Source organism: Streptomyces sp. NPDC107546 (genome assembly GCF_055639175.1).
The window spans coordinates 1-23392 of the sequence record NZ_JBVKBA010000042.1 but is presented as its reverse complement, the minus strand read 5'-3'; the positions used below and the strand labels follow the sequence as shown (position 1 = coordinate 23392).

Annotated in this window: 22 protein-coding genes; 6 read left to right on the top strand and 16 right to left on the bottom strand. The window is 71.3% G+C overall.

The genetic code is table 11. The annotated features are described in order from the left end of the window. Position 1: 1 nt before the first annotated feature. The 15 genes from hpnH to ACZ7L1_RS34870 all read right to left on the bottom strand — a co-directional run bounded on the left by hpnH (position 2) and on the right by ACZ7L1_RS34870 (position 15793). On the bottom strand, positions 2 to 1024 hold the full coding sequence (gene hpnH / locus ACZ7L1_RS34940; RefSeq protein WP_471443186.1) for an adenosyl-hopene transferase HpnH: 1023 nt from the start codon (positions 1022 to 1024) through the stop codon (positions 2 to 4). Between the two features lie 5 nt (positions 1025 to 1029). Beyond that, positions 1030 to 1671, bottom strand: coding sequence for a phosphorylase family protein (locus tag ACZ7L1_RS34935; RefSeq protein ID WP_471443145.1), 642 nt, complete (start codon positions 1669 to 1671; stop codon positions 1030 to 1032). Further along, complete coding sequence (shc, locus tag ACZ7L1_RS34930) at positions 1671 to 3671, bottom strand: squalene--hopene cyclase (protein WP_471443143.1); 2001 nt, start codon at positions 3669 to 3671, stop codon at positions 1671 to 1673. The genes ACZ7L1_RS34935 and shc overlap by 1 nt, the downstream gene beginning before the upstream one ends. Before the next feature lie 117 nt (positions 3672 to 3788). Continuing rightward, a complete protein-coding gene (locus ACZ7L1_RS34925) occupies positions 3789 to 4925 on the bottom strand; it encodes a polyprenyl synthetase family protein (protein ID WP_471443141.1) in 1137 nt (378 codons plus the stop codon). Then, on the bottom strand, positions 4922 to 6367 hold the full coding sequence (gene hpnE, locus ACZ7L1_RS34920) for a hydroxysqualene dehydroxylase HpnE (RefSeq protein WP_471443139.1): 1446 nt from the start codon (positions 6365 to 6367) through the stop codon (positions 4922 to 4924). Before hpnE ends, ACZ7L1_RS34925 begins: the two co-directional genes overlap by 4 nt. Then, entirely contained in the window at positions 6364 to 6504 is a 141-nt protein-coding gene (locus ACZ7L1_RS34915; RefSeq protein WP_471443137.1) for a DUF6380 family protein, read from the bottom strand. The genes hpnE and ACZ7L1_RS34915 overlap by 4 nt, the downstream gene beginning before the upstream one ends. Then, positions 6501 to 7451 (bottom strand): presqualene diphosphate synthase HpnD, encoded by a 951-nt coding sequence (hpnD, locus tag ACZ7L1_RS34910; protein ID WP_471443135.1) that lies wholly within the window; start codon positions 7449 to 7451, stop codon positions 6501 to 6503. The genes ACZ7L1_RS34915 and hpnD overlap by 4 nt, the downstream gene beginning before the upstream one ends. After that, complete coding sequence (gene hpnC, locus ACZ7L1_RS34905) at positions 7448 to 8350, bottom strand: squalene synthase HpnC (RefSeq protein ID WP_471443133.1); 903 nt, start codon at positions 8348 to 8350, stop codon at positions 7448 to 7450. Before hpnC ends, hpnD begins: the two co-directional genes overlap by 4 nt. A gap of 361 nt (positions 8351 to 8711) precedes the next feature. Continuing rightward, positions 8712 to 9500 carry an ABC transporter ATP-binding protein gene (locus ACZ7L1_RS34900; RefSeq protein ID WP_471443131.1) on the bottom strand — a complete coding sequence of 263 codons (789 nt, stop codon included), beginning with the start codon at positions 9498 to 9500 and terminating at the stop codon, positions 8712 to 8714. Further along, positions 9493 to 10422: an ABC transporter permease gene (locus ACZ7L1_RS34895; protein WP_471443129.1), complete on the bottom strand. Its 930-nt coding sequence runs from the start codon at positions 10420 to 10422 to the stop codon at positions 9493 to 9495. The genes ACZ7L1_RS34900 and ACZ7L1_RS34895 overlap by 8 nt, the downstream gene beginning before the upstream one ends. A 99-nt stretch (positions 10423 to 10521) precedes the next feature. Next, a complete protein-coding gene (locus tag ACZ7L1_RS34890) occupies positions 10522 to 11394 on the bottom strand; it encodes a glycosyltransferase family 2 protein (RefSeq protein ID WP_471443184.1) in 873 nt (290 codons plus the stop codon). A gap of 38 nt (positions 11395 to 11432) precedes the next feature. Continuing rightward, a complete protein-coding gene (locus ACZ7L1_RS34885; protein ID WP_471443127.1) occupies positions 11433 to 12212 on the bottom strand; it encodes a CDP-alcohol phosphatidyltransferase family protein in 780 nt (259 codons plus the stop codon). After that, on the bottom strand, positions 12190 to 13251 hold the full coding sequence (locus ACZ7L1_RS34880) for an iron-containing alcohol dehydrogenase family protein (RefSeq protein ID WP_471443125.1): 1062 nt from the start codon (positions 13249 to 13251) through the stop codon (positions 12190 to 12192). Before ACZ7L1_RS34880 ends, ACZ7L1_RS34885 begins: the two co-directional genes overlap by 23 nt. Then, positions 13239 to 13991, bottom strand: coding sequence for a phosphocholine cytidylyltransferase family protein (locus ACZ7L1_RS34875; protein WP_471443123.1), 753 nt, complete (start codon positions 13989 to 13991; stop codon positions 13239 to 13241). The genes ACZ7L1_RS34880 and ACZ7L1_RS34875 overlap by 13 nt, the downstream gene beginning before the upstream one ends. After that, positions 13988 to 15793: a DUF5941 domain-containing protein gene (locus ACZ7L1_RS34870; protein WP_471443182.1), complete on the bottom strand. Its 1806-nt coding sequence runs from the start codon at positions 15791 to 15793 to the stop codon at positions 13988 to 13990. Before ACZ7L1_RS34870 ends, ACZ7L1_RS34875 begins: the two co-directional genes overlap by 4 nt. A 291-nt stretch (positions 15794 to 16084) precedes the next feature. On the opposite strand from ACZ7L1_RS34870, the gene galE reads away from it, so the two are divergent. Together galE and idi are read left to right on the top strand one after the other, a co-directional pair. Further along, positions 16085 to 17065, top strand: coding sequence for a UDP-glucose 4-epimerase GalE (galE, locus tag ACZ7L1_RS34865; RefSeq protein ID WP_471443121.1), 981 nt, complete (start codon positions 16085 to 16087; stop codon positions 17063 to 17065). Positions 17066 to 17375: 310 nt separating this feature from the next. Further along, positions 17376 to 17969, top strand: a complete 594-nt coding sequence (idi, locus tag ACZ7L1_RS34860) for an isopentenyl-diphosphate Delta-isomerase (RefSeq protein ID WP_471443119.1) — start codon at positions 17376 to 17378, stop codon at positions 17967 to 17969. Between the two features lie 81 nt (positions 17970 to 18050). Here idi and ACZ7L1_RS34855 read toward each other — a convergent pair whose 3' ends face one another. After that, positions 18051 to 18560, bottom strand: a complete 510-nt coding sequence (locus tag ACZ7L1_RS34855) for an ATP-binding protein (RefSeq protein WP_471443180.1) — start codon at positions 18558 to 18560, stop codon at positions 18051 to 18053. Between the two features lie 231 nt (positions 18561 to 18791). Here ACZ7L1_RS34855 and ACZ7L1_RS34850 point away from each other — a divergent pair, with 231 nt between their 5' ends. From ACZ7L1_RS34850 to ACZ7L1_RS34835, 4 genes are all read left to right on the top strand, one after another. Beyond that, a complete protein-coding gene (locus tag ACZ7L1_RS34850; protein ID WP_471443117.1) occupies positions 18792 to 19541 on the top strand; it encodes an enoyl-CoA hydratase/isomerase family protein in 750 nt (249 codons plus the stop codon). 117 nt (positions 19542 to 19658) lie between these two features. Then, entirely contained in the window at positions 19659 to 20525 is an 867-nt protein-coding gene (locus ACZ7L1_RS34845; protein WP_471443115.1) for an SCO6745 family protein, read from the top strand. A gap of 52 nt (positions 20526 to 20577) precedes the next feature. Next, positions 20578 to 20703, top strand: a complete 126-nt coding sequence (locus ACZ7L1_RS34840; protein ID WP_258053467.1) for an LPFR motif small protein — start codon at positions 20578 to 20580, stop codon at positions 20701 to 20703. A gap of 213 nt (positions 20704 to 20916) precedes the next feature. Next, the gene (locus ACZ7L1_RS34835; RefSeq protein WP_471443113.1) at positions 20917 to 23280 is read left to right on the top strand and encodes a Tex family protein; all 2364 of its coding nucleotides are present in this window, start codon (positions 20917 to 20919) and stop codon (positions 23278 to 23280) included. The last annotated feature ends 112 nt before the right edge of the window (positions 23281 to 23392 follow it).

The window sequence follows — 23392 nt, the reverse complement described above, 5'->3', positions numbered from 1 at the left end:
TTCACCCGTTGTTCTGCTGGACGGTCTCGCGCATGGCCCGCAGGGACTCCTTCAGGGAGCCCATGGTGGCGAGGACGGCGGTGGGCTCGTAGCCACAGTGCGCCATGCAGTTGGCGCAGCGCGGGTCCTTGCCGCGGCCGTACTTGTCCCAGTCGGTCTCCTCGATCAGCTCCCGGTAGGTCGGCACGTACCCGTCGCTCATCAGGTAGCAGGGCCGCTGCCAGCCGAAGAGGGAGTAGTTTGGGATCGCCCACGCCGTGCAGGGGAAGTCGACCTTGCCCTCGAGGAAGTCGAGGAACAGCGGCGAGTGGTTGAGCCGCCAGCGGCCGCGGTTGCCGCCCGCGAACGCCTTCTTGAACAGCTCACGGGTCTGCTCGACGCCGAGGAAGTGCTCCTGGTCGGGTGCCTTCTCGTAGGCGTAGGCGGGCGAGATCATCATCTCGTCCACCTTCAGGTCGTCATTGAGGTAGTTGAGCACCTCGATGACGGTCTGCGGGGTGTCCGTGTTGAAGAAGGTCGAGTTGGTGGTGACCCGGAAGCCGCGCCGCTTGGCCTCCTTGATGGCCTCCACCGCCTCGTCGAACACACCCTCCTTCGCCACGGACTCGTCGTGCCGCTCGCGCAGGCCGTCGATGTGCACGGCGAACGCGAAGTACGGGGACGGCGTGAACTTGTCCATCTTCTTGCGCAGCAGCATGGCGTTGGTGCACAGGAAGACGTACTTCTTGCGCGCCACCAACTGCCGCACGATCTCGTCGATCTGCGGGTGCATCAGCGGCTCGCCGCCCGCGATCGACACCATCGGCGCGCCGGACTCCAGAACCGCTCCCACGGCCTGCGCCACCGGCATGCGCTGCTTGAGCACTCCCGCCGGATGCTGGATCTTGCCGCAGCCCTCACACTTCAGATTGCAGGCGAAAAGCGGTTCCAGTTCCACGATGAGCGGAAACTTGTCCCGCTTGCGCAGCTTCTGTTCGAAGAGATAGGTCGCCACCTTGATGGACTGGCGCAGCGGCATGGCCATCTGGCTCACCTCCTGGGGAGCAGCAAAGATCGGTGCCATTCGAAGAAAACTGGCAGCACGGCACGAAGAACACGGAAAGCTGATATTCCACCGCGTACGGTGCCGATCCGGACGAGTTCATGTTCTGGAGCGTCCACGACCACCCGGACGGCCGCAACCGGGCGCGGCCCGGTCCGTACCGCGCTCAGGAGCGTGGCCGCGGACTCCATGTCGACCGCGATCGCGCCGGTCGCGCGCAGTTCCGACCGCTCCTGACCGCGGACGACGTGGTCCGAGCCGGTGAGCGGTCCGGTGTGGACGGTGCGCCCCGGGACGGCGCGCACGAGTTCCTTCACGAGCAGGTCGGTGCCCTCGCACGGGGTGGTGCCGCGCGGGTCCCGGGTCTCCTCGGCGACGACCAGGTCACCGGGGTGCATCCCGGGTGCGAGTCCCGCACAGAATCCCGTGGCGAGGACAGCCGCATGAGCGAAGCCCGGCTCGCCGAGCGCCCGGGTGACCGAGCGTTCGGCCGACCGGGGTCCCATACCCGTACGGAGTACGCTGACGGGCCCGTCGGCGCCGCTGTGACCGCCGCTGCGCAGGGCGAGGTGCTCGATGCCGAGCGCACAGGCGATCAGCAGCGGGGCCGGCTCGGGCTTGACGCTCATCAGCTCCCCTTGGCCTTGGCGAAGGGCTCGCCGTGCACATAGCGGCCCAGCGCGGTGAGCGGGAAGACCTGCCGGTAGAGGTGGTAGTTGATGGAGAAGTCCCAGGGGAAGCCGGTGCCGGTGAAGTACGGCTCGTCCCAGGAGCCGTCCTCGTTCTGGGTCTGGGCGAGGAACTCGATGCCGCGCTCGACGGCCTTGGACTCGCTCTCCCCCGCGGCCAGCAGCGCGAGCAGGGCCCACGCCGTCTGCGAGGCGGTGGAGGCGCCCCTACCGCTCCACTTCCCGGCGTCCTTGTAGGAGCGCAGGTCCTCGCCCCAGCCGCCGTCGTCGTTCTGCACGCTCTCCAGCCAGGCGACGGCACGGCGGATCGCCGGGTGCGCGGCGGGGATACCTGCCGCCGCCAAGGCGGGCACCACGGACCCGGTGCCGTAGACGTAGTTGACTCCCCAGCGTCCGAACCACGAGCCGTCCGGCTCCTGTTCGGCCAGCAGCCACTCGATGCCGCGGCGGGTGCGCGGGTCGTGGGCGAGGCCCTCGACCGCGAGCATCTCCACGACGTGCGCGGTGACGTCGGCGGACGGCGGGTCGATGACCTCGCCGAAGTCGCAGAACGGCAGCCGATTGGGGAACGGGCTCGTGTTGTCCACGTCGAAGGCGCCCCATGCGCCGTTCTTCGACTGCATCCCGAGGTTCCAGCGCACTCCGCGCCCGATGGCCTTCTCCAGCCGGTCCGGGTCGTGGTGCCTGACCCGGCGCAGCGCGAGGACGACCTCGGCCGTGTCGTCGATGTCGGGGTAGTTGTCGTTGTGGAACTCGAACGCCCAGCCGCCCGGCGGCAGCTGGGGCCGACGCACCGACCAGTCGCCGGGCCGGACGATCTGCTCGCCGAGCATCCAGTCGGCCGCCTTGACCAGCTGAGGGTGGTCGGCGGGCAGGCCCGCGTCGGCGAGCGCGATGGTCGCGAGACAGGTGTCCCACACCGGGGACTGGCACGCCTCGATCATGCGGGCGCCGTCCTCGCGCCAGACGGCGAAACGGTCCAGCGAGGCGATGCCCTCGCGCATCACCGGGTGCTGGAGGTCGTAGCCGAGCAGATGCAGGGCGATGACCGAGTAGACCGCGGGTGGCTGGATCCCGCCCCAGCAGCCGTCGTTCTCCTGCCGCTCGATGATCCAGCGGGCGGCGGTGTTCATGGCGGCCCCGCGCAGCCGGCGCGGGGCGACCTTGCGGAACTGGTGCAGCGCCTTGTCGAGCCGCTGGAAGACGCCGTCCCAGCTCGCCACCGGGGCGAGGTCTCTCTCCGGGTTGGGGTGGTCCGGGTCGGCGTGCAGCTCGTCGAGCGGGAACGGCGCGGGCCGCACCGGACGCTTGGCGGAGACGATGGTGAGCGGCACGATGGTCTGCCGTGCCCAGCAGCCGAAGTCGTAGATGTTCAGCGGCATCCACTTGGGGAACCAGATCAGCTCCGGCGGGAGTTCGGGCAGGTCCTCCCACTTCCACCAGCCGAACAGGGCGAGCCAGATCCGGGTGAAGACGCGGGCGGCGGCGATGCCGCCCTGCTCGCGGATCCAGGCGGACGCCTTCGCCATGTGGGGTTCGTCCGGCGCGTCGCCGGCCAGGCGCAGGGCGACGTACGCCTCGATGGTGGTGGACAGTTCGCCGGGTCCGCCGTAGAAGGTGGCCCAGGTGCCGTCGTCGCGCTGCTCGCCGCGGATGAACAGCGCGGCGGCCTGCGTGGTCTTCTCGTCACGAATGTCGAGGAACTGACGCAGCATGAGGTCCTCGGCGTCCATCGTGACGTTTGTCTCGAGGTCGCCCTTCCACCAGCCCTGGGCGTCCTGACGCGCGAGCAGGAAGTCCGTGGCGCGCCGCATGGCGCGCTCGGCGGCGTCTCGAGTGCCCCCGGCCCCGGCCGCCCCCGGGATCGGTTCGCTGGTGTCGCTGGCCGAGGCAGCACGGGGCGGCAGGGCCCCGGGGCTTCCGTCGGTCGTCGCTGTCATGGCTTCCCCTTCGTGCAGTCGTGCGAAATCGTGCTGCTGTGGGTCCGCCGTCGGCCGGTGCGCGTGCGCTCAGGGCACCGGCCGGCGACTACGCGAGGTGTATTCGACCGATAGTGATCATCTCTTTCGTACGACGACGAAGTCGGCGAGCGCCGTGAACCGGTCGCGCACCTCCTGGGGCATCCGGACGGCGTCCAGGGCTTCGATGGCGATCGCGTGCTGGCGACGCGCCTCCTGAGCGGTCCATTCCCGGCCGCCGGCCTCCTCGATGAGGGCGGCGCGCGCGGCGAACTCCTCCTCGGAGAAGTTCTCGAAGTCGCTGCTCTTGGCGTCCTCGGCGAGAAGCTCGCCGAGCCGCTCGGAGGCTTCTCCGCCCGCCGCGAGCGCGGCCACGACCGGCAGGGACTTCTTGCGCTGGCGCAGATCGCTCCAGGTCTGCTTTCCGGTGGCGTCCGGGTCGCCCCAGATGCCGAGGAGGTCGTCGACGGCCTGGAAGGCGAGGCCGAGGTGGTAGCCGTACTTCTCCAGCGTGTCGGCCGTCGCGTCGTCCGCGCCGCCGAGGACCGCGCCGATGGAGGAGGCGCAGGCGAGCAGGGCGCCGGTCTTGTTGCCCTCCATCTCCAGGCACTCGGCGACGGTGACCCGCTCGCGGTGCTCGTAGGAGATGTCCTGGGCCTGACCGTCGATGAGGGCTCGGGTGGCGGTGGTCAGCCGACGGGTGGCGCGGCCGGCCTCGACGGTGCCGAGCTCCAGCAGCACCTCGTTGGCCAGGGCGAACAGCGCGTCACCGACCAGGATGGCCTGCGCGGGGCCGTGCACCTTCCACACGGTGTCGCGGTGGCGGCGCTGCTCGTCACCGTCCATCAGGTCGTCGTGCAGCAGGGAGAAGTTGTGCACCAGCTCGACCGCGACCGCGCCGGGCACGCCCACCTCGGGCGCCCGGCCGGCTGCCTCGGCGGACAGCAGGGCCAGCGCGGGGCGCACGGCCTTGCCGCCGTCGCCGTCCGCGGGGTTGCCCTGGGCGTCGATCCAGCCGAAGTGGTAGGCGGCGACGGTGTCCATCGGCGGCGCCAGGCGGTCGACGGCCGACCGCAGCACCGGGGTGGCCAGGGTCCGGCCGCGCTCCAGGAGCGCGGACACGTCCACCGCGGTCCTCGGGGCGGCCGTCTCGGCCGGGGGCACAGTGGGCACGGTCTCTCCTCTTGTTGCGATACCGGGGGTGCGGGGGGCTGCTGCCGGCGAATCGACGCTCATGCCGCCTCCTCGAAGAGATCGGGAAGGTGGGCGCCGGACCGGCCCAGCGCGCCGAGTGCGGCGCCCGCCGCACTGATGCCACTGCGGACCGCACTCTCCATGGTCGCGGGCCACCCGGTGGCGGTCCACGCGCCGGCCAGGCAGAGGCCGGGGACCTTGGTGCGGGCGCCGGGCCGCAGGCGCCCGACACCGGGGCCGGGGGCGAACGTCGCCGTGCGCTCCCGGGTCACGAAGAAGTCCTTCACCTGGGCGCCGCGGGTGGCGGGCAACAGCCGCTGGAGTTCCGGCAGATAACGTTCGCGCAGTACGGCGACCGGCTCGTCGATCTCCCCCTGGGCCGCCGACTGCGACAGCGCCAGGTACTGGCCCTCACGCAGTCCGGAGGCCTCGGTGCGGTCGAAGACCCACTGGACCGGGGAGCCGAGGGCCGCGAAGAACGGGCGGTTGAGCACCTTGCGGTCGTAGACGACATGGATGTTGAGGATCGGCGCGGTGCCGATGTCCAGCAGCCGCTCGGGGGCCTCCAGGGCGCCCGGGGGCAGCAGATCGTGGGCCTCGCGCTGCGGTACGGCGAGGACGACGGCGTCCGTTTCGATGCGCTCGCCGGGAACCTGAACGTTCCAGAGCCCGTTTTCGTCAGTGGAGATGGAGGTGACGCGTGTACGGAGTTCGGTACGCACGCCCGCGGAGTCGAGCGCCTTGCGGGCCAGCCGGTCGTGCAGTTCGCCCAGCGGGACGCGTGCCCAGCCGATGTCGGCCGCACCCGGGTCGGACAGCAGGCCCGTCTTGAACACCATCGCGGCGAGCCCGAGCGAGGCGTCGCCGGCCACCGCGTTGAGGGTGGCGACCCCGACGAGGTCCCACAGTGCCTCGACGGCACGCGCCGACTGACCGTGCGCGGCCAGCCAGCTGCCGAAGTCCTGCGCGTCGAGCGCGGGGTCCGCGAGGTCCAGTGCTCGCAGCGCCAGCGCGGCACGCCCCACCTTGGCGCGCTCGGCGAGCGAGAGATGCGGATAGGTGGCCAGGCTGCGCCCGAGATGCAAGGGTACGGGCAGCGCGTCGCGCCGTAGTCTGCCGAGCCGCCGTCCCGGTGCGGCGTTCGCGTCGAGGACGGGCACGTCGAGACGATCCTGCAGGGGCGCGAGCGTGGAGGCGTCGATGCGGTCGAGGAACCAGCGGTACGCGGTGCAGCAGCGCAAGTAGACGTGCTGGCCGTTGTCGACCGTCAGATCGCCGCGGTGGAAGGAGAAAGCGAGTCCGCCGAGCCGCGGCCGTCCCTCCAGGAGGGTGACCCGCACGCCGGCGTCGGCGAGCGCCAGCGCGGCCGTGATGCCGGCGAGTCCGCCGCCGACCACCACGGCGGACGTCCCGGGCGAGGACGGCATACCGCGGTGACCCGGGGTGTCCGCGACCGGGTCCTCCGCCTGGGTGCCGTCGCTCATCGTGCTTCCTCCCGTGCCGGTCCACCGTGGTGCTTGAACGATGCACGGCAGGCCGTCGCAGTCAGGGACGCCGCGCCGCACCGGAGGGTTGCCTGCCGCTTTTCGGAGGTGGCGGGCGGAACCGGGGTGTCGATCACACACGCCTCCTGACGACCCGCCGGGAGACGTTCCGCGCGTCGAGCCCCGACAGGCCCCGCACGGCGACGTACGCCTTCTCACGCCCGGGCAGCGAGACCCGGCCGCGCAGCACGGCCTCCGGCTCGCGCTCGATACGGTCCAGGAGCCGGCGGTAGATGCCGGCCATGGCGGCGACGCAGGCGCCGCTGCGCCGGTCGAGCATGGGCAGCAGCCGGTAGCCCTCGGCGAAAAGGGCGCGGGCCCGACGCACTTCGAAGTGCACGAGGCCCGCGAAGTCGGAGCCCTCGGGTGGGGTCGGTCCGTGGAAGCCGGCCGAACAGCCGAACTTGGCGAGATCGTCGGCGGGGAGGTAGACGCGGCCGCCCTCGGCGTCCTCACGGATGTCCCTGAGGATGTTGGTGAGTTGCAGCGCGAGTCCGAGCGTGTCGGCATACTCTGGCGCACGCTCGGTGCCGCGCGCCCCCGGCTCCGTGCCGAACACGCCGAGCGAGAGCCGTCCGATGGCCCCGGCGACACAGCGGCAGTAGACCTTCAGATCGTCCCAGGTCTCGTAGGTCTCGCCGCGTACGTCCATCAGGACGCCGTCGATGAGTTCGTCGAGGCCGCCGAGGGGGATCGGGAAGTGCCGGGCGGCATGGGTGAGGGCGACCGCGACCGGATCGGTGTCGTCCTCGGCCACCGCCTTGTCGCGGATACGGGCCAGCAGCGCGCGCGTCTCCTCCAACCGTGCCGTCTTGACGTCGGCCGCCAGCTCGCCGTCACCGATGTCGTCGACACGCCGGGAGAACGCGTAGAGCGCCGACATGGCGCGGCGCTTCGGCGTCGGCAGGAGCCTGATCCCGTAGGCGAAGTTACGGGCCTGCTGCCCGGTCACGGCCTCGCAGTAGCGGTACGCGGCGAGTACCGGTGGGGACACGTGTTCTTCCGACTCCACGGTCCGGATCACCCCTCTCCTCGCAGACTCACGCCCACCTCGCGCAGCAACCGGAGCTTGCCGGGCTTGGGCGGGCCGGGAAGTACGTCGTAGTGGGCTGCGGCGATCGCGTGGATGGCCGCCCTTCCTCCCGCCACGAAGCCCGCGAGCAGCAGCTTCAGCCTGCCGTGGACGCTACCCACCAGGGGGGCGCCTTCATTCAGGAGATCGCGGGCGCGTTCTGCTTCGTACGCGACCAGTGCGCGCACCGATGCGCCCGCTGTGGGCGTGGCGAGGTCCGTCTCCCGCACGTGGAAGCGCTTCATGTCCGCGGCGGGCAGATAGACGCGGTCGCGGCCGAGGTCCTCGGCGACGTCCTGCAGGTGTTCGACGATCTGCAGCGCCGTGCAGATCGCGTCGGAACGGCGGACTCGCTCGGGGGTGGAGGTGCCGGTCACGGCGAGGACGAGGCGGCCGACCGGGTTGGCGGAGAGTTCGCAGTAGCCGAGGAGGTCGTCGTACGTCTCGTACCGCTTGACGAGCTGGTCCTGGCGGTTGGCGGCGATCAGGCCGAGGAACGGCTCGGGGGTCAGGCCGGCGCGCCGGACCGTGGGCTGCAGCCGGCGCAGGAGGGGGTGACGGGGTGTCGCGTCGAAGACCCGGCGCAGGTCGGCCTCGAAGGCGTCCAGGAGGATCAGGCGGTCCTCGGCCTCCTCGGGCGACACGCCGAGCAGGCGGGCGTCGGACCCACCGGGGGCGAGGTCGCCGTCACCGATGTCGTCGACCAGCCGGGCGAAGCCGTAGACGGCCATGAGGTCTTCCCGCCACGCCTTCGGCAGGAAGAACGGCGCCACGGGGAAGTTCTCGTCCGCGGCCTTGTCGAGGGTGCCGCGCTCCGGGTCGCCGGTGCGCGCCGTCCCGGCTTGCGTCACCGCTCGCCGCCCGACGCGGGGACGGCACATGTCCCGCGGAGCTGGAGACTTTCCGTAGCCATTGCCGTCACATCTCCCGTTCTACACCGCCGACCCAATACAACCTCTTTCGGACACGCCGCCCAGCTGTCCGTGCAGCGCGACAGGTGTGGGGGTGTATGGCATTATCGCCCCACTTGCCGCGAATCAGCACCGTCACAGCTTACGTTGTACAACGCAGGGAGCTTCGGCGGGGTGTCCTGCACATCACAACAACACACCGATTGGCGCCAAGATTCCTGAGACAAGCCCGAGTTGACGTTTCCTTTGCAGACGCGGGGCCCCGCCCAAACGTTGCGACGGGGCCCCGGGGCGGCGTGGATTACTTGCCTGTGAACTTCTCGTACTCCTTGAGGACCTCTTCTGTGGGGCCGTCCATCCGGAGTTCACCGCGTTCCAGCCACAGGACGCGGTTGCAGGTGTCACGGATGGATTTGTTGTTGTGACTGACCAGAAACACCGTGCCCGCCTCCTTGCGCAGCTCCCGGATGCGGTCCTCGGACCGCTTCTGGAAGGCGCGGTCGCCGGTGGCGAGGGCCTCGTCGATCATGAGGACGTCGTGGTCCTTGGCGGCGGCGATGGAGAAGCGCAGCCGGGCGGCCATGCCGGAGGAGTAGGTGCGCATCGGCAGGGTGATGAAGTCGCCCTTGTCGTTGATGCCGGAGAAGTCGACGATCTCGTGGTAGCGGGCCTTGATCTCCTCCCGGGACATGCCCATGGCCAGACCGCCCAGGATGACGTTGCGCTCGCCCGTCAGGTCGTTCATGAGGGCCGCGTTGACGCCGAGCAGCGAGGGCTGGCCGTCGGTGTAGACCCTGCCCCTCTCCGGGGGCAGCAGTCCGGCGATGGCGCGCAGCAGCGTGGACTTGCCGGAGCCGTTGGAGCCGATCAGGCCGACGGCCTCGCCGCGGTAGGCGACGAACGACACTCCCCTGACCGCGTGCACCCTGCGGACACCACGCGCCACGTCGTCGGAGCCCCGCTTGAGGATGCGGTTCAGAGCGGCGGTCGCGCTGCCCTTGCCGGTTCTGGCACCGTTGACGCGGTAGACGATGTGCAGGTCGTCGGCGATGACGGTGGGCACCCCGGCCCCGGTGTTCTGCTCAGCCACGGCCGTACCGCTCCTCAGCCTTCCAGAAGTACACGAACCCGCCGGCGAAGACGACCACGGCCCAGAACAGCGCGATGGCCCACACGTGCGGCGGGAGGTTGGACGTGCCGTAGTCCTTGATCAGGGCGAAGCGCATCAGGTCCATGTAGACGGCGGCCGGGTTCACCTGCAGGGTGCGGATGAACCATTCAGGGCGCCCGACGAGCATGCCGTGGATGGAGAACATGACGCCGGAGGTGTACATCCAGGTGCGCAGGATGAAGGGCATCAGCTGGGCGAGGTCCGGGGTCTTGGCACCCATGCGCGCCACGATCAGCGACAGGCCGGTGTTGAAGAGGAACTGCAGCACCAGGACCGGGACGATCAGCAGCCACGAAAGCCGCGGGTAGCTGCCGAACCCGATGGCGACGGCGAACAGCACGATCATCGAGAAGAGCAGCTGCTGGAGCTGCTGCAGCGCGAACGAGATGGGCAGCGAGGCGCGCGGGAAGTGCAGGGCCCGCACCAGGCCCAGATTGCCGGAGATCGCCCGGACGCCCGCCATGATCGAGCTCTGGGTGAAGGTGAACACGAACACGCCGGTCACCAGGAACGGGATGTACGTCCCGTGCGACATGCCCCGGCTGGCCTTCAGGATCAGCCCGAAGATGAAGTAGTACACGAGCGCGTTCAGCAGCGGGGTGGCGACCTGCCACAGCTGGCCGAGCTTGGCCTGGCTGTACTGGGCGGTGAGCTTCGCCTGCGAGAAGGCGAGGATGAAGTGACGCCGTCCCCACAGCTGGCGGACGTAGCGGACGAGTCCGGGCCGGGCACCGCTGACCGAGAGCCCGTACTTGGCGGCCAGCTCGGCCGGACTCAGCCCGCCATCGGCGGACGGGCCGGCGGTCACCGCGGCGCGCCCGTCATGCGTTGTCTCACTCACAGGTTGGCAAACTCTCCGTTTCGGGATGCGCGGTGGTTCCGCGCGCGGGTGGGGAGCCGAGATGTGGGTCCCTCCGCCGGCTTCCGAGTACCGAGCTTGTCAGATCACCGGGGGCCGTCCCAGTCGAGTGAGCCGCCAGACCGTACGCCACCGCATGGGCCGACGGGGTCCGCACGGGGTCGTCCAGCCCTCCCGGAAGCCGCCGAACCAGGCCCTCAGGGCGGCCCGCGAGGGGCGGCGCAGCAGCGTCAGGAGCATCCAGACACCCAGATAGACCGGGACGAGGACGGCGGGCAGGTTGCGGCGGGCGAGCCACACCCGGTTGCGGGCGACCATCCGGTGGTAGACCGCGTGCCGGGAGGGCGCGGTCGTGGGGTGGTACAGCACCATGTCCGACCGGTAGTCGATCATCCAGCCCGCGTCCAGGGCCCGCCAGGCCAGGTCGGTCTCCTCGTGGGCGTAGAAGAACTCGTCCGGCAGGCCGCCGACCTCGGCGAACACCTTCGTGCGGACGGCGTTGGCGCCGCCCAGGAAGGTGGTCACCCGCGAGGAGCGCAGCGGGTCGGAGGCGCGCAGCCGGGGCACGTGGCGGCGCTGGGTCTCGCCGGTGTCGGGATCGGCGATGCGGAAGCTGATGATGCCGAGCCGAGGGTCGGCGGCGAAGGCCGCCCGGCACAGCTCGGCGGTGTCGGTGCGGGCGAGCAGGCCGTCGTCGTCGAGGAAGAGCAGCACGTCGACGTCGGCGCCGCCGGGGCCGAAGGCCTCGATGCCGACATTGCGGCCCCCGGGGATGCCGAGGTTCTCGGGCAGCTCGATCGTGCGGACGCCCTCGGGGACGTCCGGGACCGGGGAGCCGTTGCCGACCACGACCACCTCGACGGGGTCGCCGTCCTGCTTGGCCACCGAGTCGAGGAGGGCGCGGAGCTCGGCCGGGCGGTTGCCCATCGTGATGATGACGGCCCCGACCTTCATGGCGCCGCCGGAGGTGGCACCGCCCTCGGCGGGGCGGCTCACCTCAGCCTGCTGGAGGCGAGGATGGACACGAGGTGGAGCACCGTCTGGAGCAGCGCGATGCCGGCCAGCACGGCCACACCGAGCCGCTCGAAGAACAGGTCCCCCCGCACCGTGTCCACGATTGCCAGGACCAGGATCAGCAGGGACGCCTCGATGCCCAGGATCAGCCGGTGGAACTTGAGCGCGGCGGCGGCCTTGCGGGCCAGGGCCATGCCGGAGGAGCGCATCTGAGAGGCGTCCTCCTTGACCGGCGGCTTGCCGGCCTGGTGGCGGGCGACGCCGACCAGGTCCGTCTCCGCCTTGATGAGGATGGCGCCGAGCGCGGCCAGCGTCCCGAGGAAGGCCCACAGCCAGTCGATACGGCCGCTGCCCCACGGGTCGGCGGCGCGCAGACCGAAGCCGACGAGCACGGCGGCATCGGTGAGGTAGGCGCCGACGCGGTCCAGGTACACCCCGCCCAGCGAGTACTGCTTCTTCCAGCGCGCGATCTCACCGTCGACGCAGTCCAGGAGTAGGTACAGCTGGACGCACACGACGCCGAGCACGGCGCCCCAGATCCCCGGCACGAGCAGTGCCGGGGCCGAGAGCACGCCGAAGACGGTCATCAGGTACGTGAGCTGGTTGGGCGTGACCCTGGTGTTGACCAGGTAGCGGTCGACCCGCAGGGACACCTCTCGCATGTAGAGGCGTCCCATCCAGTGCTCACCGCTGCGCCGGTCCTTCACCCCTGCGGGGTGGACGACGGGCCGGAGTTCAGCTACCGATGGCCTTGACATAGTCGGCGTAGGTGTCCTTGATCTGTTCGGGCTTCAGGTCGAGGTGTTCGAGGATCGTGTAGCGGCCGGGCCGGGTCTGCGGGGCGTACTCCACGACCCGGACGAACTCGTCCACCGTGAAGCCGATCTCCTGCGGCAGCACGGGCAGCCCGTGCCGGCGCAGCACCTGGGCCATGAACGCCGCCTCCTCGTGCGCCCCGCGCAGGTACATCGCGAAGGCGGCGCCCAGGCCGCACTGCTCGCCGTGGGCGGCCGCGCGCTTGGGGAACAGCAGGTCGAAGGCGTGGTTGATCTCGTGGCAGGCACCGGAGGAGGGGCGCGAGTCGCCCGACACCGACATGGCGATACCGGTGAGGACCAGGGCCTCGGCCAGGACCTGCAGGAAGCCGTCGTCGCCGATGCCGTCCGGGTGCCGCAGCACGGCCTCGCCGGCCTGCCGGGCCATGGCGGCGGCCAGGCCGTCGATCTTCTCGCCGTTGACGCGGTTGGACAGCTCCCAGTCCGCGACCGCGGAGATGTTGGAGATGGCGTCGCCGATACCGGAGCGCACGAAACGGACGGGGGCCTCACGGATCACGTTCAGGTCGATGACGACCGCGATCGGGTTCGGCACACCGTACGAGCCGCGGCCCGCGTCGTTGTCGAGGGTGGCGACCGGCGAGCACAGGCCGTCGTGCGCGAGGTTGGTGGCGACGGCGACCAGCGGCAGACCGACGCGCGCGGCGGCGAACTTGGCACAGTCGATGATCTTTCCGCCGCCCAGGCCGACGACCGCGTCGTAGTGACCCGACTTCATGTCGCTCGCCAGCCGGACCGCGTCGTCGATGGTGCCGCCGCCCACCTCGAACCAGGTGGCACCGGGCAGCGAGGGAGCGATCCGCTCACGCAGCCGGGCGCCCGAACCGCCGCTGACGGCGATGGCGAGCCGGCCGGACTGCGAGACACGCTCGTCGGCGAGGACGGACGCCAGGTCGTCGAGGGCACCCGCACGGATGTCCACAACGAGCGGCGAGGGGATGAGCCTCGTCAGTACCGGCACGCGATCTCCCGCCCCCGGGCCAGGTCGTCGTGGTTGTCGATCTCGACCCACGGGACGTCGCCGATCGGCGCCACGTCGATCTTGAAGCCGCGGTTGACGAGCTCCTGGTAGCCGTCCTCGTAGTACAACTGCGGGTCGCGCTCGAAGGTGGCCTTGAGCGCGTCGGCCAGCTCCTCGGCCGCCTCTCCCTCGATGAGGGTGACACCGATGTACTCGCCGGTCGCCTCGGCGGGGTCCATCAGCTTGGTGATCTTCTGGACGCCCTTGTCGGGGTCCACGACGACCTTCATCTCCTCGTCGGCGAGCGTCTTCACCGTGTCGAGGGCGAGGATGATCTTCTTGCCGTCGCCGCGGGCGGCGAGCAGGGTCTTCTCGACCGAGACCGGGTGGACGGTGTCGCCGTTGGCGAGGATCACGCCGCCCTTGAGGGCGTCACGGCCGCACCACAGCGAGTAGGCGTTGTTCCACTCCTCGGCCTTGTCGTTGTCGATCAGGGTGAGCTTCAGGCCGTACTTCTGCTCCAGGGCCGCCTTGCGCTCGTACACGGCCTCCTTGCGGTATCCGACGATGACGCCGACCTCGGTCAGGCCCACCTCGGCGAAGTTGCCGAGCGTGAGGTCCAGGACCGTGAGGCTGTCCTCCGCGCCCTCGGGCCCCACCGGCACCAGAGCCTTGGGCAGGGTGTCGGTGTAGGGGCGCAGGCGCCGTCCGGCGCCGGCCGCCAGCACGAGGCCGATCATGCGGGTTCTCCTTCATCGTGTACGGCGGGTGCGCCGCCCTTGTGTGCGGCCACCCAGAAGCGGATGCTCTCGACGAGCACCACGAGGGCCACGTACCCGGCGAGGGCCGTGAGGGCGACCTTGAACTGTGCCGCGGTGACAGTCGCGGCCAGCACCGTGACGAGCAGCGTCCGGCCCTCGTGCCCCCCGATCGCGCGCACCAGCCAGTGCGGCGGCGCGCCGGCGTCGCCGCGGATGCGGTACACCGTGTCGTAGTGATGGTAGGCGACGGCCGCCACCAGTCCGAAAGCCGCCGGTAGCACTCCGTTCACACCGGATTTCGCCGCGAGGACGAGGACGGTGCCGTATTCGGCGGCCCGGAAGAGCGGGGGGACGAGCCAGTCGAGGGGGCCCTTGAGGGTGCCCATCACGGCGATGGCGGACATCAGCGTGTAGCCGACTGCGCCCAGGACGGTCTGCCATCCGGCGCCCCACAGCACGGCGGGGCCCACCACGAGAACGCCGCCGACGAGGGCGGTGCACGGCGCCGTGTACCGGGAGGTGCCGCGGGCGGCACGCCGCAGCAGTTCGACGAGCGGGCCGCTGTCGGCGAGGTCGGCCAGGGCGATCGCAGCCCGGTCGGTGCGGCGCGCCTTGCGCGTCAACGACCGGAGCACCCGGCCCGCCGTGGTGTACGTCGCCGCGAACGCACAGCCGATGAGCAGCACGACGAAGGTGATGCGGGGGGTGGTGGCGGCCGTCAGGACGGCTATCAGCGCCCAGCGCTCCCCGATCGGCAGAACGATCATCCGGCGCACCCACACCGTCCAGCCGACGCTGTCCAGGCGGTCGGAGAGGGCCGCGGTGGGGCTGGTGTTGGCGGTCGCGTCGTGGTTGGCCTCGTTGAACGCGAAGTCGACCACGTGCCGGCACGTCTGCAGGACCATCGCGCCGAGCGCGAGCGCCCACACGTCGTCGCCGCCGCGGGCGGCGCCGAGGGCGAGGCCCGCGTAGTAGGCGTACTCCTTGACCCGGTCGAAGGTGGCGTCCAGCCACGCGCCGAGCGTCGAGTACTGCAGGGAGTAGCGGGCGAGCTGGCCGTCGGTGCAGTCCAGGACGAACGAAAGGATCAGCAGGACGCCGGCCGCGACGAACCCGCCGCGGGTGCCGGTGGCCGCGGCGGCGGCCGCGATCAGGGCGGTGAGCAGCGAGGCGGTGGTGACCTGGTTGGGGGTCAGACCGCGGCGGGCGCACCAGCGGGCGATGTAGCGCGAGTACGGGCTGATGAAGTGGGTGGTGAAGAAGCCGTCGCGGGCCTTGACGGCGCTGCGCAGCCGGACGGCCTCGTCGTCGACGGCGGCGACCGCCTGCCGTGCCTCGTTGCGGGACTGGGGGTCGGTGGGGACGGCGGCGACCAGCGTTCCGAGTTCGGGGCGGTGGACCGGGATCCCGTCGGCGTCGAGGGCGGCGGCGATGCGCTCGGCGAGGTTGTCGGTGACCACGGCCGCACCGCCGGCCGCGGCGGAGTTCTCGCGGGCCAGAGCACGGGTCAGGGCCTGGCGGGCGGCGGGCTGGGCGGTGACGGCACCGGGCACGGCGGCGGCCGGGAAGCGGGGGTCGGTCAGACCGAGGCGCAGCGCGTGCAGATGCCCCACGAGGCGGGCGTCGACGATCGCGACCCGCTGGCCCGCCGGCACGGCGGCGAGGAGGGCCTCGGCGTCACCGGTGCCGGTGGCGACCCGCACGTCGAAGCCGAGGGACCGCAGATCGCCTTCGAGCGACGATCCGGGGACCGGCTGTCCGGTGAGGATGGCGGTCGACAGACGAACTCACTCCCTGAAGGCCCGACGCGCGTCCGGGCGCCGGTCATGTGTGCGATGCGGTACGCCCGGGCGGGGCCGGGCGGCGTGTCGGCAGAGGCTATCGGATGCCTGGAATCCCGCGTTCACCGGGCGTTCAGGGGCTGATCAACCCGGTTTGCACGGCCACCGCCGCGATCATCATCGGGGATGGGACGGGCAGGCCACAAACCGCGGGTGCGGATCCACCCATTCCCGGCAGCCGAGCGGACGGGGCCGGACGGCGTTCGCCGGACGGGCATAGGGTGAGGCTCCATGACGTGGCTGACCACCGGCGGGGCCGGGTACATCGGAGCCCATGTGGCGCGGGCGATGGCCGCCGAGGGAGAGCGCGTCCTGGTCCTGGACGACCTCTCGGCCGGCGTTCCCTCCCGGCTTCCGGAGGGCATTGCGCTGGTGCGGGGCTCCTCGCTGGACGGCGAGCTGCTCAAGAGTGTCCTGGCCGAGCACGAGGTGACCGGTGTGGTGCACCTCGCGGCGCGCAAGCAGGTCGGCGAGTCCGTGGAGCGGCCGACGCACTACTACCGGGAGAACGTGGGCGGTCTGGCCACGCTGCTGGACGCCGTCGCGGAGGCGGGGATCAGGCGGTTTCTGTTCTCGTCGTCCGCGGCCGTGTACGGCGACCCGGGTGTGGACCTCATCACGGAGGACACCCCCTGTGTCCCGATGAGCCCGTACGGCGAGACAAAGCTCGCGGGCGAGTGGCTGGTGCGGGCGGCGGGCCGGGCGCACGGCATGGCGACGGTGTGTCTGCGCTACTTCAACGTGGCGGGCGCGGCGGCGCCGGAGCTGGCCGACACGGGCGTGTTCAACGTCGTACCCATGGTCTTCGACCGGCTGACCCGCGGCGAGGCCCCGCGGATCTTCGGCGACGACCATCCGACACCGGACGGCACGTGCATCCGCGACTACATCCACGTCGCCGACCTCGCCGAGGCGCACCTCGCCGCCGCCCGGCGGCTGGCCGGGGGCGCGACGGGCGACCTGACGGCCAACGTCGGCCGCGGCGAGGGCGTCTCGGTACGGGAGCTCGTCACGCTCATCGGCGAGGTGACCGGTGACAGCACGCCCGCGGTCGTCGAGCCGCGCCGCCCCGGGGACGCGCCCCGCGCGGTCGCGTCGTCCGCGCTCGCCGAGCGGGAGCTCGGCTGGAGGGCCCGGCGCGGGGTGCGCGACATGGTGGAGTCGGCCTGGCAGGGCTGGCTGCTGCACCACCCGGAGGCACGCCACGACTGAGCGGGATGCGAGCCCCTCGGCGGCGCACGCGGGGGCTGCGCCACGGGTACCCCGCCGAGAGGCTCGCAGGGTGCGCCCCGGGTGCGCGGCGCGTGCGCCGGCGGGGGTTGCCGCGGACGCGCCCCCGCGCGGTTCCCCGTCGGCGGCGACGGGCACGATCAGGTATCCGACCGCTTCCGGCGTCCTCTGCGTGTGGTCCCGGACCGCTTTCGATGCGTCCGTGGCGGGACATGCGGGGAGGAGCGAAGTGCCGGGAGTGCCGGATTCGTACGGCAGACTTGGGGCTGGACAACCGATGCGAAGGATGGGTATGCCGATCACACCTGCCACCGCGACGCACCGTTCGTCGAACGGCACCGCCGAAGCCATCATGCTGGAGCTGGTCGACGAGAACGGCACCACGATCGGCACGGCCGAGAAGCTCGCCGCCCATCAGCCGCCGGGCCGGCTGCACCGGGCGTTCTCGGTGTTCCTCTTCGACGAGCGGGGCCGGCTGCTGCTCCAGCAGCGGGCGCTGGGCAAGTACCACTCCCCCGGTGTCTGGTCGAACACCTGCTGCGGCCACCCCTACCCGGGTGAGGCGCCGTTCGCGGCGGCGGCCCGGCGGACGTACGAGGAGTTGGGCGTCTCCCCGTCGCTGCTCGCCGAGGCGGGCACGGTCCGATACAACCATCCGGATCCGGACTCGGGCCTGGTGGAGCAGGAGTACAACCACCTCTTCGTCGGTCTGGTGCAGTCCCCCCTGCACCCGGACCCGGAGGAGGTCGGGGCGACGGTGTTCGTGACCGCGGAGGAGCTGGCTCAGCGGCACGCCGAGGACAGATTCTCTTCGTGGTTCATGACGGTCCTGGACGCGGCGCGGCCCGCGATCAGGGAGCTGACCGGGCCGTCCGCAGGCTGGTGAAGCGAGGGTCCGTCCGGCCCGTCCGGACGGACCCGCACGGTCCGCGGATGCCGGACCGGCTCAGTGGATGGCCTTGCCGGCTCAGAAGACGCCCGTGGGCTTGAGCGGAAGCGCGGCCCAGATCACCTTGCCGCCGCCGGCCGTGTGCTCGACGTCGCACACCCCGCCGGCCTCCCTCGTCACCTCCCGCACCAGGAGCAGTCCCCGGCCCCCGGTGCGGCCGTGGTCCGCCTCCAGCGCGCTCGGGCGGTAGGGGTGGTCGTCCTCCACCGCCACCCGCACCCACTCGGGACCGACGGCGACCTCCACGGCGAGCATCGGCGACAGCAGCGCCGCGTGCCGGACCGCGTTGGTGACCAGCTCGGAGACGATCAGCAACAGCGCCTGCACGGTGTCGTCCGAGACCGGCACGCCCTGGCGGACGAGCAGGTCCCGCACGGCGTGCCGCGCCTGCGGCACCGAGGCGTCCACGGCGGCGGCGGCGAACCGCCACACCCCCTCGTACGGCAGCGGTCCCGTCGGCCCCACGCCATCCGGCGCCCTTCCGCCGCCTTCAGGGCGTGGGCCGGACCCTCGCCCTTCGTTCTCCATCGTCCGGTCGCCACCCTTGCGCTCGATTGTCACCACACCTCGAGTGTTGGGAATACGCTGGTCCGTCCCAAAAGACTGAACACAAGTCAGCAGGTATCGACGACATCTGACCATTGGCGTATGACACGGTCAGTTGTGTGACCGCTCCTGCTCCTTGCCGCGCCACCTTGCGAACTCTTCGGGTTGTAGGCGTCCGTCGAGCCTTCGGTGGCTGCGGATAGCATCCGGCGTATGGAGCCCCAGCTGCTGCACCGCGTCGCCGACGGGGTCGCGACCGTCGTCATCCACCACCCGGCCAAGCGGAACGCCATGACGGCCGGCATGTGGGAGGCCCTGCCGCCGCTGCTCGACGCCCTGGCCGCCGACCCCATGGTCCGGGCACTGGTGCTGACCGGAGAGGGCGGCACCTTCTGCGCGGGCGCCGACATCTCCACGCTGAGGGGGTCGCCGGAGCGGGCACAGTCGCTCGCGGTGCGGGCCGAGGAGGCGCTGGCCGCGTTCCCGAAGCCGACGCTGGCGGCGGTCCGGGGGCACTGCGTGGGCGGCGGCGCTCAGCTCGCGGTGGCCTGCGATCTGCGGTTCGCGCAGGAAGGCGCGCTGTTCGGGGTGACGCCCGCCAAGCTGGGAATCGTCTACCCGGCCTCCTCGACCCGGCGGCTGGTGTCGCTGGTGGGACCGGGCACCGCCAAGTACCTGCTGTTCTCGGGCGAGTTGGTGGAGGCGGAACGGGCGCTGCGCACCGGCCTGGTCGAGGAGGTGCTGCCCGAGGGGGAACTTGACAAGCGGGTGGCGGAGTTCACGCGTGTGCTGGCCGCACGCTCACAGCTGACGCAGGCGGCGGCCAAGGAGTTCGCGAACGGACGGACGGACCGGGACGCGTACTGGGCGGAGCAGGCGCGCGGCAGCGGCGACACCGCGGAGGGTGTCGCCGCGTTCCTGGAGCGCAGGCAGCCGCGCTTCGGCTGGACCACGTCGAGTTGACTCCTCCCCGCGGTGAACGACCCGGGTTTCCTTTCGTCGCTGGTCGCGCCTTCTGCTTCGCAGCCATGCCGGCCCCCGCGCTTCCCGGCGTACCGACCAGTCGGTAACCTGCCGGTCATGACCTCTCCCCTGCCGGAGCGCGCCGGGCGGCGCTGCCACAATGTGATCAATCCGCTGCACTCGACGCACTACTTCTCGCCGGATCTGAACCGGGAACTGACCGCCGTGGGCGTGTCCGACAGCAGGGCCGCCTACTTCGCGGTGCGGGCCGCCGCCATGGGCCCCGTGGGCGCGGGTGTGGTGACGGCCGCGTTCTTCAACTTCCACCCCGGGCTGGTGGCACGGCACGTGCCCGCCGTGTGGGAGACGGCGTCCCCCCAGGTGGTGCTCGCGGCACGCGCGCGTGCCGTCGACGCGACGCTGCGGCGGCTGCTGGGCGAGGAGACCGTCGCCGCCAAGGAGATGGCCGAGGCGGCGGAGCTCGCGCTGCGCGCGACTGAGGCGTGCACCCGGCACGCGCGCCCGCTGTACGCCGCGCACGCCGATCTGCCGGTGCCCGACGAGCCGCACCTGGCGTTCTGGCACGCGACCACACTGCTGCGGGAGCACCGCGGCGACGGCCATCTCGCGGTGCTGCTGGCCACGGACCTCGATCCGGTGGAGGCGCTGGTGACGCACACCGCGACCGGCAAGGGCATGTCCCCGAAGTGGGCGCTCCGCACGCGCGGCTGGAGCCCGGACGACTGGGACGCCGCGTGCGGGCGGCTGCGCGAACGTGGACTGCTCGGTGCGGACGGCGAGTTGACCGAGGCGGGCACCGCGCTGCGCGGGGAGATCGAAGCGGAGACCGACCGCCTGGACCGGGCCCCCTACGAACACCTCGGCGCCGCAGGCGTCGAACGGCTGACGGATCTCGCGGGCGCGCTGCTGACCAGGGCTCTTACGGCCGGGGCCTTCCCGGAGGGCATGATCGGCAAGGCATGAGGTACCCGGTCGTCACCCGATGGTCCGCACCGGGAGACGAAAGGGGAAGCTTGTGTTCCGTGCGATCGCAGACGTACTGCGCCAGATCGGCGGCGCCGTCGCGACCGTCGTGACGCTGCCGTTCCGGGCACTGGCCCGGCTGTTCGGCGGGGCTTCGGGCTCCGCCCGCCGGGCCTGAGCGGGCCCGAGGACCCCGATCACGGGGCGGCGGAGCCCGGCTCCGCCGCCCCGTGTCGTGTCCTGGGAGCCCGTGTTCCATCCCAGCCGGATCAGCGCGCGTGCCGGGCGGCGTGCGCCCGCCTGGGGGTGTGACACAGCCTGTGTGCCCCCGTTGTCGGTGCGACCTGCCACAATTGCCGCGCAACCTCAGTGGAGAAGGCGGTACGGGATCGTGACGACACCCGGGTCCCTCGGAGCAGGGTCCATCGAAGGCAGGATCGCCGAGGAGCTCGGCGTACGGGAGCGGCAGGTGAAAGCCGCGGTCGAGCTGCTGGACGGCGGCTCGACGGTGCCCTTCATCGCCCGCTACCGCAAGGAAGCGACCGAGATGCTCGACGATGCGCAGCTGCGCGTCCTCGAGGAGCGGCTGCGCTATCTGCGTGAGCTCGAGGAGCGGCGCACGGCGATCCTCGAGTCGGTGCGCGAGCAGGGCAAGCTCACCGAGGAGCTCGAGGAGCGGATCCGGGGCGCGGAGACCAAGGCACGCCTGGAGGACATCTACCTCCCCTACAAGCCGAAGCGGCGCACCAAGGCGCAGATCGCGCGCGAGGCGGGACTCGAGCCGCTGGCCGGGGGCCTGCTCGACGACCCGACGGTGGAGCCTCTGGCCGCCGCGGCCGCGTTCGTCGACGCCGACAAGGGGGTGCCGGACCCGCAGGCCGCGCTGGAGGGTGCGCGGGCGATCCTCACCGAGCGGTTCTCGGAGGACGCGGACCTGATCGGCGAACTGCGCGAGCGGATGTGGGTGCGCGGGCGTCTGGCGTCCAAGGTGCGGGACGGCAAGGAGGAGGCGGGCGCCAAGTTCGCCGACTACTTCGACTTCGCCGAGCCCTTCACCGAGCTGCCCTCGCACCGGGTCCTCGCCCTGCTGCGCGGCGAGAAGGAGGAGGTACTCGACCTCGTCCTGGAGCCGGAGGAGCCGACGGACGGCCCGTCGTCGTACGAGGGGATCGTGGCGCACCGTTTCGGGATCGCCGAACGCGGCCGCCCCGCCGACAAGTGGCTGCTGGACACGGTCCGCTGGGCCTGGCGCACCCGCATCCTGGTGCACCTCGGCATCGACCTGCGGCTGAGGCTGCGTACGGCCGCCGAGGACGAGGCCGTCAAGGTCTTCGCGGCGAATCTGCGCGACCTGCTGCTCGCCGCCCCCGCCGGCACTCGCGCGACGCTGGGCCTGGACCCCGGTTTCCGTACGGGCGTGAAGGTGGCCGTGGTGGACGCGACCGGGAAGGTGGTCGCCACGGACGTCATCCACCCGCACGTCCCGGCCAACAAGTGGGACGAGGCGATCGCCAAGCTGGCCCGGCTGGCCAAGGAGCACGCGGTCGAGCTGATCGCGATCGGCAACGGCACGGCGTCCCGCGAGACGGACAAGCTCGCCGGTGAACTCATCGCCAGGCACCCCGAGTTGAAGCTGACGAAGGTGATGGTGTCCGAGGCGGGCGCGTCGGTGTACTCCGCCTCCGCGTTCGCCTCGCAGGAGCTGCCGGACATGGACGTGTCGCTGCGTGGCGCGGTCTCCATCGCCCGCCGTCTGCAGGACCCGCTCGCCGAACTGGTGAAGATCGACCCGAAGTCGATCGGTGTCGGCCAGTACCAGCACGACCTGTCCGAGGTGAAGCTGTCCCGCTCGCTGGACGCGGTGGTGGAGGACTGTGTGAACGGCGTGGGCGTGGACGTCAACACGGCGTCGGCTCCGCTGCTCGCCCGGGTCTCCGGTATCTCCTCCGGGCTCGCGGAGAACATCGTGGCGCACCGCGACGCCAACGGCCCGTTCACGTCCCGCGCCCAGCTGAAGAACGTGGCGCGGCTCGGGCCCAAGGCGTACGAGCAGTGCGCGGGCTTCCTGCGGATCCGGGGCGGTGACGACCCGCTGGACGCCTCCAGCGTGCACCCGGAGGCGTACCCGGTGGTCCGGCGCATGGTGAAGACGACGGGTCAGGAGGTGGCGTCGCTGATCGGGAACACGGCGGTGCTGCGCTCGCTGAAGGCGTCCGACTTCGTGGACGAGACGTTCGGTCTGCCGACGGTGACCGACATCCTCAAGGAACTGGAGAAGCCGGGGCGCGACCCGCGGCCGGCGTTCAAGACGGCCAGCTTCAAGGAGGGCGTGGAGAAGATCTCCGACCTGTCGGCCGGGATGGTCCTGGAGGGCGTGGTCACGAACGTCGCCGCGTTCGGCGCCTTCGTCGACGTCGGCGTCCACCAGGACGGTCTGGTGCACGTGTCCGCGATGTCGAAGACGTTCGTCAAGGACCCCCGGGACGTGGTGAAGCCGGGTGACATCGTCAAGGTGAAGGTGCTGGACGTCGACATCCCGCGCAAGCGGATCTCGCTGACGCTGCGGCTGGACGACGAGGCGGCCCCGCAGAACCAGCCCTCCGGCGGCGCCCGGCAGCGCGGCGGGCGCCCCCCGCAGCAGCGCCAGGGCCGCCAGGGCACAGGCTCCCGTCAGGCGCCCCCGCCGGCCAACAGCGCGATGGCGGACGCACTGCGCCGGGCCGGCCTGCTCGACCAGAAGCCGGGGCGCCGCTGATGTGTCGGGGCCGGGGGACGTCTCCCCCCCCGGGTCGAGGACCTCTTTCCCCTCTTCTTGCCGTGGGGGGGTTTAGCGGCGAAAAGGAGTGGGTCAGGGAGTCCCCCTCTCC

Coding starts and splice junctions, on each gene's coding strand:
- ACZ7L1_RS34845 (WP_471443115.1), top strand. CDS start 19,659: ATGACCTCTCCCCTGCCGGAGCGCGCCGGGCGGCGCTGCCACAATGTG.
- ACZ7L1_RS34925 (WP_471443141.1), bottom strand. CDS start 4,925: ATGAGCGTCGATTCGCCGGCAGCAGCCCCCCGCACCCCCGGTATCGCA.
- hpnE (WP_471443139.1), bottom strand. CDS start 6,367: ATGAGCGACGGCACCCAGGCGGAGGACCCGGTCGCGGACACCCCGGGT.
- galE (WP_471443121.1), top strand. CDS start 16,085: ATGACGTGGCTGACCACCGGCGGGGCCGGGTACATCGGAGCCCATGTG.
- shc (WP_471443143.1), bottom strand. CDS start 3,671: ATGACAGCGACGACCGACGGAAGCCCCGGGGCCCTGCCGCCCCGTGCT.
- hpnH (WP_471443186.1), bottom strand. CDS start 1,024: ATGGCCATGCCGCTGCGCCAGTCCATCAAGGTGGCGACCTATCTCTTC.
- ACZ7L1_RS34890 (WP_471443184.1), bottom strand. CDS start 11,394: ATGAAGGTCGGGGCCGTCATCATCACGATGGGCAACCGCCCGGCCGAG.
- idi (WP_471443119.1), top strand. CDS start 17,376: ATGCCGATCACACCTGCCACCGCGACGCACCGTTCGTCGAACGGCACC.
- ACZ7L1_RS34855 (WP_471443180.1), bottom strand. CDS start 18,560: ATGGAGAACGAAGGGCGAGGGTCCGGCCCACGCCCTGAAGGCGGCGGA.
- ACZ7L1_RS34885 (WP_471443127.1), bottom strand. CDS start 12,212: ATGTCAAGGCCATCGGTAGCTGAACTCCGGCCCGTCGTCCACCCCGCA.
- ACZ7L1_RS34875 (WP_471443123.1), bottom strand. CDS start 13,991: ATGATCGGCCTCGTGCTGGCGGCCGGCGCCGGACGGCGCCTGCGCCCC.
- ACZ7L1_RS34850 (WP_471443117.1), top strand. CDS start 18,792: ATGGAGCCCCAGCTGCTGCACCGCGTCGCCGACGGGGTCGCGACCGTC.
- ACZ7L1_RS34935 (WP_471443145.1), bottom strand. CDS start 1,671: ATGAGCGTCAAGCCCGAGCCGGCCCCGCTGCTGATCGCCTGTGCGCTC.